Raw genomic sequence first — 17160 nt, forward strand, 5'->3', positions numbered from 1 at the left:
TCGCCATCCGTGAAGGCGGCCGCACCGTCGGTGCCGGCATCGTCGTCACCATCAAGGAATAATCGAGCCCGGCATTCGCCGGATCGACAAGAAAAGGGCGGTCTTCGGGCCGCCCTTTTCTTTTTCGGGGCTATCGGTTGCGGCCCTGTCGGCCGAACCCTGTTGCAAGGCTCTGGGCCTCAACTAGTATAGGTTGCATCGAGGGGCTTTTTTCCAATGGTTCCAAGGCGGTTTTTCCATCGTCGCGCATTGTGGCCGCTGGCTCTGACCTGGCTGCTCGCATTGCTTGCCGCAGGCCCGGCAGCCTTTGCGGCGGATGCGGCGCCGGATCTTGGGCCGACGATGCGGTTCGGCATTGTCCGCAGCAACGCACCGGGGTGCGAGCCGATCTGCCCGGAATGGATATCGGCCGAGGGCTCGATAGAAGCTGGAACTCCGGCGCTCTTCAAACGCATGCTGAAGACGCTTGGTGGGCGTAAATTGCCTGTTGTCGTCGATTCTCCCGGCGGCAATGTCGAGGCGGCGCTGACGCTTGGCCGGCTGATCCGCAAGAACAAGTTTGATATCGCCATCGGCAAAACGGTGTTTTCCAGCTGCCAGCCCGGTGCGAAGGGCTGCCAGGACCGTGACGCCCGCTACTTCGGCGATGTCATCGACTATGGCGCCATGTGCAATTCCGCCTGTCCTCTGATGTTTGCCGGCGGTATCAGGCGGGTGGCCGGCGAATGGGCCTATCTCGGCGTCCATCAGATCACCACGACCTACATCCGTACGAAATTGCAATACCGGACCACCTATCGCGTCGTGGGGGGCAAGAAGAAGATCCTCAACACAAAGATCGTCAGCCGCAAGAACGCCGGCAGCTACAAGACCTACGAGATGAGCAAGGCGGTTGAGAAAAAGCTGGCGGCCTACCTGAAACAGATGGGCATCGAACAAAGCATGCTCGAAACGATGAAGGGTACCCCGGCCAGCGAAATCCACCAGATCGCCCTCGACGACATGCTGGCGATGAAGCTGGTCACCAGCACGGACGCTGTAGGCCTGTTGACCGCGGCAAGCCTGTGCGAGCCCGGTCGCCTGGCCACGAATTGTCGGGAAATGCCGGGGAACAAGCCTGACGGCCTGACGGCGACCGGGGCCAAGCCAACGCCGCCAGCGATCGAACCCGAGGCGGCGCGGAGCGATGAAGACATGCGCTTCGTTGTCGTTCGCGGCACCAATCCGCTCTGCAATCCAGACTGCCCGGAATGGATCTCGGCAGAAGGCGCGATCACCCCCCGGACCCCGCAGAAGCTGCGCCAATTGCTCGCCATGCTTGGCAAACGGCAACTGCCTGTCGTGATCAGTTCGAGGGGAGGCGACCTGCTCAGCGCCCTGGCGGCAGGACGGCTTATCCATGAAAAGAAGCTCGACGTCGCCGTTGGCCGCACCGATTTCGTCGGCTGTGACCCAGGAGCGTGGAATTGCCTGGCCAAAGAGGGCGCCTATGCCGGGCTGAGCATCGATGCCGGCGTGGAGTGCGATTCGGCCTGCGCGCTGATGCTTGCCGGCGGCATCAGGCGGTTTGTCGGTCCCCAGGCGCGGCTTAGCCTCTACCCGATGGGGCAAAAGCAGATGGTCAAGGCCTATCTCGAGGAGATGGCGATCGGTCCCGCCCTGTTCGCAGCGATCGAGCGACGCTCGGCCGAGCGTCGGCTGGAACCCGGCATGATGCTGAAGGTCGGCCTGACGACCGGCCTGCAATCGGTCGACGCGCTGACCGGTGCCACCATTTGCGAGGCGGTGCCAAGACCCGAGAATTGCCGGATCCAGCCTTCCGCCAATGCCGAGGCTGATGCGCCGGCCAAATTGTAGTGTGCGGCGGAGCCGGAAACCGGCCATGAGGCAGGTTGAGCCGCTTCCGATGCTATCGTCGCTGCTGGCGGCGCCAGGCAGGCGGAGGATCGATGCCGGCCTGGGTTGGGGCGTGCCGGGCGGCCCCTATAAGCCACCGGGTACGAAACCATGATCGGCACGAAGCGTATCGGGCGCAGGCATCCGGAATAACGCCACAATAGGGCGGAATGCTGCACTGGCCTGCAACCGTGAACGGTCCCGAGATGCTGATCGCCCATCTTCCAAGTGGCTATATTCTCGGAACGTTCATGCGCAGGCAGTGGCCTGGCAGCCCGGCTATCGTCGGGGCCGCCATAGTCGGCAGTGTCATCCCCGATATCGATATGCTGTATTTCCATTTCATCGACGGCGGACGCACCCACCATCACTCCTATATGACGCATTGGCCGCTGTTCTGGGCGGCCGCAGGGGCGCTGTCGTTGCTATTCGTCAGCTGGCGCGCCCGCTCGTATCTGGCAGCCACGGCTGCCTTCTTTGCCGCCGCCATGCTGCATATGGTCCTCGATACGCTGGCGTCGCCGATATTGTGGCTGATGCCATTCGATCGGCGGGCGTTCGAACTCGTCACTGTACCGGCGGACTTCAGCAATTGGGTGCTGAGCTTTTTGCTGCACTGGACGTTCGCATGCGAGCTCCTGATATGCGGCTGGGCGCTTTGGCTTGCACGCGGGCGACCGCAGCCTGCCACGAATGCCGCTTGAGGACGCTCCACATCGAAGAGGGCAGGCGACGTCTCTCTCAATCACGCCACCGCGCGCTGGCGACTTCAGGCCGGAGCTTGGGATCGACCCGGATGGCCTTGTCGGGATTAAGGCGCGTTTGCTTGCAAACCGCTCTTTACAGAGCGTGCGGAAGCTTTTAGGAAGCGCCTTCTGCGCCGACATGCGCACGATACGGGCATAGCTCAGTTGGTAGAGCGGCGGTCTCCAAAACCGCAGGTCGTAGGTTCGAGCCCTGCTGCCCGTGCCATTCCCTGAATGGCATTCAACCCAATGTTTCGCCGTTTCGGAATGGCGTTTCAAAACGATATTTCCATGGCCTGGCCTTTGAAAATCGGCGACCCGCTTGCCATATAGGGTCGATTGGGGCATAAGAGCGCCATAGCCGGGACGGAACGACTGGATGGTTCCGAGGCGGTGTTTGGTCATAAAGCGGAGACTTGCCACTTGCGTGGATCAAGAATCGGTTTTATGTAGACGAAACAGACACGCGACGCGTGGAGCTGGGAAACCGGCTTTACGCGTCTGATTTGCATGGGCGAAATGATTGCGCTGATTCGGCGCGAGATTGGGCTCAGGCGGCACGTCCCGGCCAGCGGGATCATCCAGGAGACCCGGCCAACGGGTCTTGAAGACAGAGCGGCATATGGCTTCGAAAACCACAAATCCTTTCGTCTTTCTCCAGCAGGTTCGCGCGGAGACCGCCAAGGTGACTTGGCCGTCGCGACGCGAAACGATGATCTCGACGGTGATGGTTCTGGCCTTCGCAGTGATCGCGATGATCTTTTTCTTCACCGCCGATCAGCTCATGGGCCTCGCGGTCGAACAGATTCTGGGCATCGGACGCTAAGTCCGGCGATTACGGAGAAGTCTTGAAATGACCGCGCGCTGGTACATCGTCCACGCTTATTCGAACTTTGAAAAGAAGGTCGCCGAGGATATCGAGAACAAGGCCAAGCAGAAGGGCCTGTCCGCCGACATCCACCAGATCGTGGTTCCGACCGAGAAGGTCGTCGAAGTTCGCCGCGGTCGCAAGGTCGATGCCGAGCGGAAGTTCTTCCCGGGCTATGTGCTGCTGAAGGCCAATTTGACCGATGCGGTGTTCTCGCTGGTCAAGAACACACCGAAGGTCACCGGCTTCCTGGGCGACTCCAAGCCGGTGCCGATCACCGAGGCGGAAGCGCAGCGCATCCTGAACCAGGTCCAGGAAGGCGTCGAGCGGCCGAAGCCTTCGGTCACGTTCGAGATCGGCGAAGCGATCCGCGTTTCGGATGGTCCCTTCGCGTCGTTCAACGGTTTCGTCCAGGAAGTGGACGAAGAGCGGGCACGGCTCAAGGTGGAAGTTTCGATCTTCGGGCGCGCCGTGCCTGTCGATCTGGAATTCGGACAGGTCGAAAAGGGCTGATCCGAAATCCCTGACGCCGGTTTGGCGATCAGGGGAGGCGGCGCGGAAGCGCGCGGCCTGAGACGGTGGGAGGCGAGTGCGGCTTTAGCCGGCTGCGCGAACCGCACCACCAGACTGCAACCGCCGGCATGACCGGCATAGACAAAGGCAGGAAAAGAGATGGCTAAGAAAATTGCAGGCCAGCTCAAGCTCCAGGTGAAAGCGGGATCGGCGACGCCGTCTCCCCCGATCGGCCCGGCGCTTGGTCAGCGTGGCATCAACATCATGGAATTCTGCAAGGCGTTCAACGCGCAGACCCAGGAAATGGAAAAGGGATCGCCGGTTCCGGTCGTCATCACCTACTATCAGGACAAGTCCTTCACCTTCGTCATGAAGACGGCGCCGGTGAGCTACTTCCTGAAGAAGGCGGCGAACCTGACGTCCGGTTCCAAGGAGCCGGGCAAGGTCAAGGCCGGTACGGTTTCGCGTGACAAGGTCCGCGAGATTGCCACCGCGAAGATGAAAGACCTGAACGCAAACGACGTCGAAGCGGCCATGCGCATGGTCGAGGGCTCCGCCCGCTCGATGGGTCTGGAAGTGGTGGGCTAAGATCATGGCAAAGATTGCAAAGCGCGTATCGAAGACCCGCGAAGGCATCGATCCCAACAAGGCTTATGCCTTGGGCGATGCGCTGAAGCTGCTCAAGGACCGTTCCTCGGTGAAGTTCGATGAGACCATCGAAGTCGCCATGAACCTCGGCGTCGACCCGCGCCATGCCGACCAGATGGTCCGCGGCGTGGTCAACCTGCCGAACGGCACCGGCCGCTCGGTGCGTGTCGCCGTGTTCGCCCGTGGCGACAAGGCTGACGAAGCGCGCGCCGCCGGCGCCGACATCGTCGGTGCCGAGGATCTGGTCGACATCGTCCAGAAGGGCACGATCGATTTTGATCGCTGCATCGCCACGCCGGATATGATGCCGCTGGTCGGTCGTCTGGGCAAAGTGCTCGGCCCGCGCGGCATGATGCCGAACCCGAAGGTCGGCACCGTCACCACCGACGTTGCCGCCGCCGTCAAGGCATCCAAGGGCGGTGCCGTCGAGTTCCGTGTCGAGAAGGCTGGCATCGTCCATGCCGGCGTCGGCAAGGTCTCGTTCGACGTCAAGGCCCTGGAAGAGAACATCCGCGCCTTCGCCGATGCGGTAACCAAGGCAAAGCCGACTGGCGCCAAGGGCAACTACGTCAAGAAGGTGTCGGTCACCTCGACGATGGGCCCGGGCCTCAAGCTCGACGTCGCGACGCTCAACGCGTCCTGATAAGTTTTGATCGAGATCGGCCGGTAAACGGCTGATCTGCAAAGAATTCCGGGCCTCCGACCTAGTTGGCGGCCCGGTACCGGAAGCCGAGAGGTTTCCGGACATCCTGTCCGAGATTGCAGGCGGCCCAGAAGCCTTAATTCGATTTGGGCCTGCATGAGACGGGTGAAGACCGGACAACGGAGCGATTGCTCCAATGAAAGGTTCGAACCGTGTTTGCCTTTTGTCTGCGCATCGCCGGCTTGACCGTCGATGTGGCGAAAGGGGGCAGGATCCTCGAGCGTCGTTCGGGAGATCCGTTACTGGATGGCCCGGTCGACAAAAGGCAACCCGACGCCTGTCCTCGTCAATGGGATGTTCCCGTTAACAGGATTGGGGTCAACTGGAGATAGGCAGTGGACAGAGCGGAAAAACGCGAACTCGTCACGGGCCTGAACGGTGCGTTCTCGAACGCAGGTTCAGTGGTCGTGGCCCACTACGCCGGTATCACCGTCGCGCAAATGAACGACCTTCGGTCGAAAATGCGCGCCGCCGGTGGCACCGTCAAAGTCGCGAAGAACCGTCTCGCCAAAATCGCTCTTCAGGGCACGGACTCCGCATCGATCATCGAGCTGTTCAAGGGACAGACGCTGATTGCTTATTCGGAGGATCCGATTGCGGCGCCGAAGGTCGCGTCCGATTTCGCCAAGGGAAATGACAAGCTCGTCATTCTCGGCGGCGCAATGGGCACCACCTCGCTCAATGCCGACGGTGTGAAGGCACTCGCCACACTTCCGTCGCTCGATGAGCTGCGCGCCAGGCTGGTTGGCATGATCGCCACGCCGGCAACCCGGATCGCCCAGATCGTCAATGCGCCAGCGGCCTCGGTCGCGCGCGTCATCGGCGCTTACGCCCGGAAGGACGAGGCGGCATGAGGCCGTTCCTCGCTATCACAAACACACGTTCGAACCTTATGAAGGAACACAACAATGGCTGATCTCGCAAAGATCGTAGACGACCTTTCGAAGCTGACCGTCCTCGAGGCGGCCGAGCTGTCGAAGCTTCTGGAAGAAAAGTGGGGCGTTTCCGCCGCTGCTCCGGTGGCTGTTGCCGCCGCTGGCGGTGGTGCGGCCGCTGCTGCTCCGGTCGAGGAAAAGACGGAATTCGACGTCGTCCTCACCGAGGCAGGCGCTCAGAAGATCAACGTCATCAAGGAAGTCCGTGCCATCACCGGTCTTGGCCTCAAGGAAGCCAAGGATCTGGTCGAAGCGGCTCCGAAGCCGGTCAAGGAAGGCGTTTCCAAGGCCGACGCTGACAAGTTCAAGGCCCAGCTGGAAGCAGCCGGCGCCAAGGTCGACCTGAAGTAATCGTGAAAGCGGCGGGCGGCCTCGCGCCGTCCGCCACTCCCTTCGCCCGGAGGGAGCACGCGTAACGCGAGATCTACGAGAACCTCTTTCCTGAGGGCCGAAAACCGGCCTTCAGGAAACGGGTTTTCTCCCGTTCTAGCCGGCCGCCGACAGGCGCCGGGAAAACAGACAGAGGGTTGCCGCCAAGGTGGCCCAGAATGCAAGGCGAGCCGCGGCGAGGCTCGTCCCGAGTTTAGAGCTAAGGAGCGACGATGGCCCAGACCCAGACTTTCAATGGCCGCAGACGCGTACGCAAGTTCTTCGGAAAGATCCCGGAAGTTGCGGAGATGCCGAACCTCATCGAGGTTCAGAAGGCATCCTATGATCAATTCCTGATGGTGGCGGAGCCCAAGGGCGGGCGTCCGGACGAGGGACTGCAGGCTGTTTTCAAGTCGGTTTTCCCGATCTCCGATTTTTCCGGCTCCTCGATGCTGGAGTTCGTGAAGTACGAGTTCGAAGGACCGAAATTCGACGTTGACGAATGCCGTCAGCGCGACCTCACCTATGCCGCGCCGCTGAAGGTGACGCTGCGCCTCATCGTGTTCGATATCGACGAGGATACCGGCGCCAAGTCCATCAAGGACATCAAGGAGCAGGACGTCTACATGGGCGACATGCCGCTCATGACCTTGAACGGCACCTTCATCGTCAACGGCACCGAGCGCGTCATCGTCTCGCAGATGCACCGCTCGCCGGGCGTCTTCTTTGACCATGACAAGGGCAAGTCGCACTCGTCGGGCAAGCTTCTGTTTGCCGCGCGCGTCATCCCCTATCGCGGCTCGTGGCTCGACATCGAGTTCGATTCCAAGGACGTCGTGCACGCCCGCATCGATCGCCGCCGCAAGATTCCGGTGACGTCGCTGCTGATGGCGCTCGGTATGGACGGCGAAGAGATCCTGTCGACCTTCTACAACAAGATCACCTACAAGCGCGCCGGCGACCATTGGCGCATTCCGTTCAACGTCGAGCGTTTCCGCGGCCTCAAGGCCGTCGGCGACCTGGTCGATGCCGATACCGGCGAAGTCGTCGTCGAAGCCGGCAAGAAGATCACCGCCCGCCAGGCGAGGGCGCTTGGCGAAAAGGGTCTCAAGGCGATCAAGGCCACCGACGAGGACCTGCTCGGTAACTATCTGGCCGAGGACATCGTCAACTACGCCACCGGCGAGATATTCCTCGAGGCCGGCGACGAGATCGACGAGAAGACGCTGAAGGTTCTGCTCGGCACCGGCGAAGACGAGATCAAGGTTCTCGACATCGACCACGTCAATGTCGGCGCCTATATCCGCAACACGCTCAACGTCGACAAGAACGAGAGCCGCCAGGACGCGCTGTTCGACATCTATCGTGTCATGCGCCCCGGCGAGCCGCCGACGCTCGAAACCGCCGAAGCCATGTTCAACTCGCTGTTCTTCGACAGTGAGCGCTACGATCTGTCGGCCGTCGGCCGCGTCAAGATGAACATGCGCCTCGAGCTCAAGGCCGAGGACACCGTGCGCGTGCTGCGCAAGGACGATATCCTGGCCGTGGTCAGGACGCTGGTCGAGCTGCGCGACGGCAAGGGCGAGATCGACGACATCGACAATCTCGGCAACCGCCGCGTGCGTTCGGTCGGCGAGCTGATGGAAAACCAGTACCGCGTCGGCCTGCTGCGCATGGAGCGCGCGATCAAGGAGCGTATGTCCTCGATCGAGATCGACACGGTCATGCCGCAGGACCTGATCAACGCCAAGCCGGCGGCTGCCGCCGTGCGCGAGTTCTTCGGTTCCTCGCAGCTGTCGCAGTTCATGGACCAGACCAACCCGCTGTCGGAGATCACCCACAAGCGCCGCCTCTCGGCGCTTGGACCGGGCGGTCTGACCCGCGAGCGCGCCGGCTTCGAAGTGCGCGACGTGCACCCGACGCATTACGGCCGCATCTGCCCGATCGAGACGCCGGAAGGCCCGAATATCGGTCTGATCAACTCGCTGGCCACCTTCGCACGCGTCAACAAATACGGCTTCATCGAGAGCCCGTACCGCAAGATCGTCGACGGCAAGCTGACCAATGACGTCGTCTATCTCTCTGCGATGGAAGAGGCCAAGCACCATGTCGCGCAGGCCAACGCCGAGCTCGACAAGAACGGTGGTTTCGTCGACGAATTCGTCATTTGCCGCAGCGCCGGCGAAGTGATGATGGCGCCGCGCGAAAACGTCGATCTGATGGACGTGTCGCCCAAGCAGATGGTGTCGGTGGCCGCGGCCCTGATCCCGTTCCTGGAAAACGACGACGCCAACCGCGCTCTGATGGGCTCGAACATGCAGCGTCAGGCCGTGCCGCTGGTGCGCGCCGAGGCGCCGTTCGTCGGCACCGGCATGGAGCCGATCGTCGCCCGTGACTCCGGTGCCGCCATCGGCGCCCGCCGCGGCGGCATCGTCGACCAGGTGGACGCGACGCGTATCGTTATCCGCGCCACCGAAGATCTCGATCCGGGCAAGTCCGGCGTCGATATCTACCGGCTGATGAAGTTCCAGCGTTCGAACCAGAACACCTGCATCAACCAGCGTCCGCTGGTTCGCATGGGTGACCGGGTCAACAAGGGCGACATCATCGCCGACGGTCCGTCGACCGAGCTCGGCGATCTGGCGCTCGGCCGCAACGTGCTGGTCGCGTTCATGCCGTGGAACGGCTACAACTACGAGGACTCGATCCTCCTGTCCGAACGCATCGTCGCCGATGACGTCTTCACCTCGATCCACATCGAGGAGTTCGAGGTCATGGCGCGCGATACCAAGCTCGGACCGGAGGAAATCACGCGCGATATTCCAAACGTCTCGGAAGAAGCGCTGAAGAACCTCGACGAAGCCGGCATCGTCTATATCGGTGCCGAAGTTCAGCCGGGCGACATCCTGGTCGGCAAGATCACGCCGAAGGGCGAAAGCCCGATGACGCCGGAAGAGAAGCTTCTGCGCGCCATCTTCGGCGAAAAGGCATCCGATGTGCGCGACACCTCGATGCGCATGCCTCCGGGCACTTTCGGCACGGTCGTCGAGGTGCGCGTCTTCAATCGCCACGGTGTGGAGAAGGACGAGCGCGCCATGGCGATCGAGCGCGAGGAGATCGAACGCCTCGCCAAGGACCGCGACGACGAACAGGCCATTCTGGACCGTAACGTCTACGCGCGTCTTTCCGACGTGCTCGTCGGCAAGGAAGCGATCGCCGGACCGAAGGGCTTCAAGAAGGGCTCGACGCTGTCCAAGGATACGCTCGACGAGTATCCGCGTTCGCAGTGGTGGCAGTTTGCCGTGGAGAACGAAAAGCTCCAGAGCGAACTGGAAGCCCTGCGTGGCCAGTACGACGATTCCAAGAAGGCGCTCGAACAGCGTTTCATGGACAAGGTCGAGAAGGTCCAGCGCGGCGACGAAATGCCTCCGGGCGTCATGAAGATGGTCAAGGTCTTCGTGGCCGTGAAGCGCAAGATGCAGCCCGGCGACAAGATGGCCGGCCGTCACGGCAACAAGGGTGTCGTGTCGCGGATCGTTCCGGTCGAGGACATGCCTTTCCTCGAGGACGGCACGCATGCCGATATCGTGCTCAACCCGCTGGGTGTGCCGAGCCGCATGAATGTCGGCCAGATCCTGGAAACGCATCTGGGCTGGGCATGCGCGGGCATGGGCAGGAAGATCGGCGAGCTGATCGACACGTACAAGGCAGCCGGCGACATCAAGCCGCTGCGCAAGACGCTCGAGAGCTTCATCCCGGCCAACGACCGCAACGAGCCGGTTCGTGACTATGACGACGAGAGCATCGTTCGCCTCAGCGAGCAGATGCGCCGCGGCGTCTCGATCGCGACCCCGGTGTTCGACGGCGCGCATGAGGCTGACATCAACATCATGCTGGAGCAGGCGGGCCTGCACACATCAGGTCAGTCGCAGCTCTATGACGGACGCACGGGCGAGCCGTTCGATCGCAAGGTGACGATGGGCTACATCTACATGCTCAAGCTTCACCACCTCGTGGACGACAAGATCCACGCGCGTTCGATCGGTCCGTATTCGCTCGTCACGCAGCAGCCGCTGGGCGGCAAGGCGCAGTTCGGTGGCCAGCGCTTCGGCGAGATGGAGGTCTGGGCACTGGAAGCATACGGCGCCGCCTACACGCTGCAGGAAATGCTGACGGTGAAGTCCGACGACGTCGCCGGTCGTACCAAGGTCTACGAGGCGATCGTGCGTGGTGACGACACCTTCGAGGCCGGCATCCCCGAGAGCTTCAACGTTCTCGTCAAGGAAATGCGGTCTCTCGGCCTCAATGTCGAGCTGGAGAACACCAAGCTCGACGACAACCCTGTCCGGCTGCCCGATGCTGCCGAATAGGGGCGCGGCCGAGTAACCAAGACGTTCGGTCGCGGAAATCGCAACCGAACGCACCAAATTCTTCGGCCGGTGGCCGACACACGACGGCGGGCGTTTGGCCCGCGCTAGATGCAAGGGGTTTTCGAGGACCCCGAAAAGGAGAACGGCATGAACCAAGAGGTCATGAATCTCTTCAATCCGCAGGCGCCTGCGCAGGTGTTCGATTCCATTCGGATATCGCTTGCCAGCCCTGAGAAGATTCTGTCCTGGTCTTTCGGCGAGATCAAGAAGCCGGAGACCATCAACTACCGCACCTTCAAGCCGGAGCGTGACGGTCTGTTCTGCGCGCGCATTTTTGGCCCGATCAAGGACTACGAGTGCCTGTGCGGCAAGTACAAGCGCATGAAGTACAAGGGCGTCATCTGCGAGAAGTGCGGCGTCGAAGTCACGCTGTCGCGCGTTCGTCGTGAGCGCATGGGCCATATCGAGCTGGCGGCACCGGTCGCCCATATCTGGTTCCTGAAGTCGCTGCCGTCGCGCATCGGCACGCTGCTCGACATGACCCTGAAGGACATCGAGCGCGTCCTCTATTTCGAGAACTACATCGTCACCGAACCTGGCCTCACCGCGCTGAAGGAGCACCAGCTGCTCAGCGAGGAAGAGTACATGATCGCCGTCGACGAGTATGGCGAGGATAGTTTCACCGCCATGATCGGCGCCGAGGCCATTCATGACCTCCTGGCCGGCATGGACCTGGAGAAGATCGCCGGCGACCTGCGTTCGGAACTGGCGTCGACCACCTCCGAGCTGAAGCAGAAGAAGTATCTGAAGCGGCTCAAGGTCGTCGAGAACTTCATGGAATCCGGCAACCGTCCGGAATGGATGATCATGAAGGTGGTTCCGGTGATCCCGCCGGACCTGCGTCCGCTGGTTCCTCTGGACGGCGGCCGCTTCGCCACGTCGGATCTGAACGATCTCTATCGCCGCGTCATCAACCGCAACAATCGTCTGAAGCGGCTGATCGAGCTGCGCGCTCCCGGCATCATCGTGCGCAATGAAAAGCGCATGCTGCAGGAAGCCGTCGATGCGCTGTTCGACAACGGCCGTCGCGGCCGCGTCATCACCGGCGCCAACAAGCGCCCGCTGAAGTCGCTGTCCGACATGCTCAAGGGCAAGCAGGGCCGGTTCCGTCAGAACCTGCTCGGCAAGCGCGTCGACTATTCCGGCCGCTCGGTCATCGTGACCGGTCCGGAGCTCAAGCTGCACCAGTGCGGCCTGCCCAAGAAGATGGCGCTCGAACTGTTCAAGCCCTTCATCTACGCCCGTCTCGACGCCAAGGGTTACTCCTCGACCGTCAAGCAGGCGAAGAAGCTGGTCGAAAAGGAGCGCCCGGAAGTCTGGGATATCCTCGACGAGGTCATCCGCGAGCATCCGGTGCTGCTGAACCGTGCGCCGACGTTGCACCGTCTCGGCATCCAGGCGTTCGAACCGATCCTGATCGAAGGCAAGGCGATCCAGCTGCACCCGCTGGTCTGCACGGCCTTCAACGCCGACTTCGACGGCGACCAGATGGCCGTTCACGTGCCGCTGTCGCTGGAAGCGCAGCTTGAAGCCCGCGTGCTGATGATGTCGACCAACAACATCCTGCACCCGGCTTCCGGCGCGCCGATCATCGTGCCGTCGCAGGACATGGTTCTGGGTCTCTATTATCTCTCGATCGTCAACCAGAACGAGCCGGGCGAGGGCATGGTGTTTGCCGACATGGGCGAACTCCAGCACGCGCTCGAGACCAAGGCGGTGACGCTGCACTCCAAGATCAAGGGTCGTTTCCGTACGGTCGACGCCGAAGGCAAGGTCGTGTCGAAGATCCATGACACGACGCCTGGCCGCATGATCATCGGCGAGCTTCTGCCGAAGAACGTCAACGTGCCTTACGAGACCGCCAACCAGGAGATGACCAAGAAGAACATCTCCAAGATGATCGACACCGTCTACCGCCATTGCGGTCAGAAGGAGACGGTCATTTTCTGCGATCGCATCATGGCGCTCGGATTCAGCCATGCCTGCCGTGCCGGCATTTCGTTCGGCAAGGACGACATGCTGATCCCGGATGCAAAGATCAAGCTGGTCTCCGACACCGAGGCTTTGGCCAAGGAATACGAGCAGCAGTACAATGACGGTCTGATCACGCAGGGCGAGAAGTACAACAAGGTCGTCGACGCCTGGGCCAAGTGCTCGGAAAAGGTCGCCGACGAAATGATGGCCCGCATCAAGGCGGTCGAGTTCGAGGACAATGGCCGTCAGAAGCCGATGAACTCGATCTACATGATGTCGCACTCCGGTGCGCGTGGCTCGCCCACCCAGATGCGCCAGCTTGCCGGCATGCGCGGCCTCATGGCCAAGCCGTCGGGTGAAATCATCGAGACGCCGATCATCTCGAACTTCAAGGAAGGCCTGACCGTGCTCGAGTACTTCAACTCGACCCACGGCGCCCGCAAGGGTCTGGCCGACACCGCCTTGAAGACGGCGAACTCGGGTTACCTCACCCGTCGTCTGGTCGACGTGGCGCAGGATTGCATCGTCAACTCCGTCGACTGCGGCACCGACAAGGGCCTCACCATGCAGCCGATCGTCGATGCCGGTCAGGTCGTCGCTTCGGTCGGCCAGCGCGTGCTGGGCCGTACGTCGCTCGACGACATCACCCATCCGGTGTCGGGCGAGATCCTGGTCAAGGCCGGAACGCTGATGGACGAGCGTGACGTGGAACAGATCGAAAAGGCCGGCGTCCAGTCGGTCCGCATCCGCTCGGCACTGACTTGCGAAGTCAGGGTTGGCGTCTGCGCGGTCTGCTACGGTCGCGATCTGGCCCGCGGCACCCCGGTCAACCAGGGCGAAGCCGTCGGCGTCATCGCGGCGCAGTCGATCGGCGAGCCGGGCACGCAGCTCACCATGCGTACCTTCCACATGGGCGGTACCGCGCAGGTGGTGGACAGCTCGTTCCTTGAAGCCTCGTATGAGGGCAAGGTCGAGATCCGCAACCGCAACGTGGTGCGCAACTCCGACGGCCAGCAGATGGTCATGGGCCGCAACATGGCGGTGCTGATCCTCGACGAAGCCGGCAAGGAACGCGCCTCGCACCGCCTCACCTATGGTTCGCGCATCTTCGTGGACGATGGTGACAAGGTGAAGCGCGGCCAGCGTATCGCCGAGTGGGATCCCTATACCCGTCCGGTCCTCACTGAAATCGAGGGCAGGGTGTCGTACGAGGATCTGGTCGACGGCATTTCCGTTCAGGAAACGGCCGACGAGTCGACCGGCATCACCAAGCGTGAGGTCATCGACTGGCGCTCGACGCCACGCGGCAACGACCTGAAGCCGGCGATTGCGATCCAGGACGCCAAGGGCAAGGTCGGCAAGCTGTCGAAGGGCGGCGACGCCCGCTTCCTGCTCTCGGTCGAGGCCATTCTTTCGGTCGAGCCGGGTTCGCAGGTTCGCCCCGGCGACGTTTTGGCGCGTATTCCGATGGAAAGCGCCAAGACCAAGGACATCACCGGCGGTCTGCCGCGTGTTGCCGAGCTGTTCGAGGCACGTCGTCCGAAGGATCACGCCATCATCGCCGAGATCGACGGCACGATCCGCTTCGGCCGCGACTACAAGAACAAGCGTCGCATCATCATCGAGCCGCATGACTCGACGCTCGAGCCGGTCGAATACCTGATCCCGAAGGGCAAGCCGTTCCATCTCCAGGACGGCGACGTCATCGAGAAGGGCGACTACATCCTCGACGGCAATCCGGCGCCGCACGACATCCTGGCGATCAAGGGCGTGGAGGCACTTGCTTCCTACCTCGTCAACGAGATCCAGGAAGTCTATCGTCTGCAGGGCGTGTCGATCAACGACAAGCACATCGAGGTGATCGTTCGCCAGATGCTGCAGAAGGTCGAGATCACGGTGCAGGGCGACTCGACCTACATTCCGGGCGATCATGTCGACGTGATCGAACTGGAAGAGGTCAACGAGCGTCTGGTCGAGGACGGCAAGAAGCCTGCCGAAGGCCTGCCGGTGCTGCTCGGCATCACCAAGGCATCGCTGCAGACGCCGTCCTTCATCTCGGCCGCCTCCTTCCAGGAGACGACCCGGGTGCTGACGGAGGCCGCGGTTGCCGGCAAGACCGACATGCTGCAGGGCTTGAAGGAAAACGTCATCGTCGGCCGGCTGATCCCGGCCGGTACCGGCGGCACGATGAGCCAGATCCGGCGCATCGCCACCTCGCGCGACGAACTGATCATCGACGAGCGCCGCAAGGCCTCGGGTGCGGAAGTCGCCGAGCCGATGCTGGCCGACATGACAACCGCCGCGCAGTAAGCGCGGCGGCAGGAATCTCAGGCAAAAAAAGGCCGTCGGGGCGACCCGGCGGCCTTTTTTCATTGCGTTGGAGCCGAACTTTGTGGCGGTGGCGAAGTGAGGAGCATCGTCTGGTGCCTTGTTTTGCAGGCTGGCGCCGCCCCTCATCTGCCTGCCGGCATCTTCTCCCCGTATAGTGACGGGGAGAAGGACGCTGTGTCAGATGATTTCGCCAAATCGCCAGCGTCGCAGAAAAAGCGCCAACGTGGCGGCCGGCCCCTTTCTCCCCGTCACTATACGGGGAGAAATGTCCGGCAGGACAATGAGGGGCGGCGCGCCCTTCGCAAATGATCCGGGAAGTGGGGATCGGAGCGAGGTCGCTCTTCACTGCCCATTGTCAATCGAAGAACGCCTCGACCACGTTGCGCTTGCCGAGCATGAAGGCGTCGGCGACATGCTGCAGCGGCGCGAGATCGACATCGGAGACGCCGGCGCGGACGATCTCGGCGAAGCGCTTGTAGAGCATCGGGTACTCGGCCTCCGGCTCGTCATGAACCACCTTGCCGTCGATGGCGAGCTTCGAGCCGCCGCCCGACAGCACCATCGCGCCCTTGTCGGTGTCGGCCAGGATGTCCCAGCTTTGCGGGCCTGTCTGCAGCCAGTCGAGGTCCATCGTCACCGGCAACCCGTTCGAGGTGCGGAAGGCGACGCGCGCGGCAACCGGGGAGGCGCGGTTTTCGGGAAAATCCAGCACCGCCGAGGTGATGAACATCGCCGGCAGGATATGGGTGGCAATCGACAGCGCGTTGATGCCGGGATCGAAGACGCCGAAACCGCCGGGAGCCCAGATCCATTCCTGGTTCGGGTGCCAGCGGCGCACGTCTTCCTTCCAGTTGATGGCGGCCGAGTGGATGCGGGCTGAACTTAGAAAAGCACGCGCGGCCTCGACCGCCGGCGCATAGCGCGAGTGCCAGCTGGCGAACAGCGAGACGCCGTTCTGCGCGGCCAATGTCTTGAGGTCCTCGACCTCGCTGACCGTGGCGCCAGGCGGCTTCTCCAGGAAGACATGCTTCTTGGCCATCAGCGCGGTGCGCGCCGCATCGTAGCGGAACTGCGGCGGCATGCAGAGCGACACGGCCTCGAGCTCGGGCACCGCGTCGAGCATGGCTTCGATATCAGGGAAATTCGGGATGTCATCCACCTTGCCGTGACGGCTGGCAGCCGCGATGAGGCGATAGTCCTGGTCTTTCGCCAGGGCCGGCAGATGCTGGTCGCGGACGATCTTGCCGACGCCGACGATGCCTATCTTGATGGGCTGGGACACGGCCGCTCCGTCTGTTTGATGATGGTGATGGTTTCTTACCAGAACACTTGCCCCGGGCAAGCCGAAGCCGAGAAGCCTAGCTCGGCCTTCCTTGAGGCGGCAGTGCACATTTTGTCGGCTGGGAAGGCCTCGGTCGCCGATTCGTCTCGGCAGTCGATTCGAAAGCTGGACCGGGTTCGGGTTCAGATCGGCACGTCGAAGGTGACGATCGACACTTCGCCTTCGAGCGCGCCCTGGAAGGCTGAGATATGCGGCTCTTCGTCGGGGATGCCGTCCATGTCGCCGATCTGGTCGAGCTCGGCCTCGGCGTACCCTTCGGCGGCAAGCGATTCGAGTGCCCGGCGCACCGCCGAATCGTCGTCGGGCGCGACCAGCATGACGTGGACGCCTTCCGGTTTGCCGCCTTTTTTCTTCCACACCCGGCCGGTGATGATGGTGACCGGGCGTTCTTCATTGTCGTTCACG

Annotated in this window: 12 protein-coding genes and 1 tRNA gene; 11 read left to right on the top strand and 2 right to left on the bottom strand. The window is 62.2% G+C overall.

Annotated elements, in window-relative coordinates:
* The first annotated feature begins 216 nt into the window (after positions 1–216).
* The 11 genes from EOB49_RS28245 (at position 217) to rpoC (ending at position 15392) form a co-directional block, all read left to right on the top strand.
* Positions 217–1857: a hypothetical protein gene (locus tag EOB49_RS28245; protein WP_127382917.1), complete on the top strand. Its 1641-nt coding sequence runs from the start codon at positions 217–219 to the stop codon at positions 1855–1857.
* Between the two features lie 245 nt (positions 1858–2102).
* Complete coding sequence (locus EOB49_RS28250) at positions 2103–2600, top strand: metal-dependent hydrolase (RefSeq protein ID WP_127332164.1); 498 nt, start codon at positions 2103–2105, stop codon at positions 2598–2600.
* A gap of 192 nt (positions 2601–2792) precedes the next feature.
* A tRNA-Trp gene (locus EOB49_RS28255) sits at positions 2793–2868 on the top strand.
* A 396-nt stretch (positions 2869–3264) separates the two neighbouring features.
* The gene (secE, locus tag EOB49_RS28260) at positions 3265–3468 is read left to right on the top strand and encodes a preprotein translocase subunit SecE (protein WP_013531408.1); all 204 of its coding nucleotides are present in this window, start codon (positions 3265–3267) and stop codon (positions 3466–3468) included.
* A 27-nt stretch (positions 3469–3495) separates the two neighbouring features.
* Positions 3496–4023: a transcription termination/antitermination protein NusG gene (gene nusG, locus EOB49_RS28265; RefSeq protein WP_013531409.1), complete on the top strand. Its 528-nt coding sequence runs from the start codon at positions 3496–3498 to the stop codon at positions 4021–4023.
* A gap of 159 nt (positions 4024–4182) precedes the next feature.
* Positions 4183–4611 carry a 50S ribosomal protein L11 gene (rplK, locus tag EOB49_RS28270; RefSeq protein ID WP_013531410.1) on the top strand — a complete coding sequence of 143 codons (429 nt, stop codon included), beginning with the start codon at positions 4183–4185 and terminating at the stop codon, positions 4609–4611.
* A gap of 4 nt (positions 4612–4615) precedes the next feature.
* A complete protein-coding gene (gene rplA, locus EOB49_RS28275; RefSeq protein ID WP_013531411.1) occupies positions 4616–5314 on the top strand; it encodes a 50S ribosomal protein L1 in 699 nt (232 codons plus the stop codon).
* 395 nt (positions 5315–5709) lie between these two features.
* Positions 5710–6228: a 50S ribosomal protein L10 gene (gene rplJ / locus EOB49_RS28280; RefSeq protein ID WP_013531412.1), complete on the top strand. Its 519-nt coding sequence runs from the start codon at positions 5710–5712 to the stop codon at positions 6226–6228.
* A gap of 54 nt (positions 6229–6282) precedes the next feature.
* Positions 6283–6660: a 50S ribosomal protein L7/L12 gene (gene rplL / locus EOB49_RS28285; RefSeq protein WP_023762907.1), complete on the top strand. Its 378-nt coding sequence runs from the start codon at positions 6283–6285 to the stop codon at positions 6658–6660.
* Positions 6661–6911: 251 nt separating this feature from the next.
* Positions 6912–11048: a DNA-directed RNA polymerase subunit beta gene (rpoB, locus tag EOB49_RS28290; protein ID WP_127295769.1), complete on the top strand. Its 4137-nt coding sequence runs from the start codon at positions 6912–6914 to the stop codon at positions 11046–11048.
* Between the two features lie 147 nt (positions 11049–11195).
* The gene (rpoC, locus tag EOB49_RS28295) at positions 11196–15392 is read left to right on the top strand and encodes a DNA-directed RNA polymerase subunit beta' (RefSeq protein WP_013531415.1); all 4197 of its coding nucleotides are present in this window, start codon (positions 11196–11198) and stop codon (positions 15390–15392) included.
* Positions 15393–15768: 376 nt separating this feature from the next.
* Here rpoC and EOB49_RS28305 read toward each other — a convergent pair whose 3' ends face one another.
* Together EOB49_RS28305 and EOB49_RS28310 are read right to left on the bottom strand one after the other, a co-directional pair.
* Complete coding sequence (locus tag EOB49_RS28305; RefSeq protein ID WP_127382918.1) at positions 15769–16695, bottom strand: Gfo/Idh/MocA family oxidoreductase; 927 nt, start codon at positions 16693–16695, stop codon at positions 15769–15771.
* Between the two features lie 182 nt (positions 16696–16877).
* A complete protein-coding gene (locus tag EOB49_RS28310; RefSeq protein WP_013531420.1) occupies positions 16878–17159 on the bottom strand; it encodes a transcriptional regulator in 282 nt (93 codons plus the stop codon).
* Position 17160 lies beyond the last annotated feature (1 nt).

Origin of the sequence: Mesorhizobium sp. M7A.F.Ca.MR.148.00.0.0, assembly GCF_003997735.1 — a bacterium.
GTDB lineage: Bacteria > Pseudomonadota > Alphaproteobacteria > Rhizobiales > Rhizobiaceae > Mesorhizobium.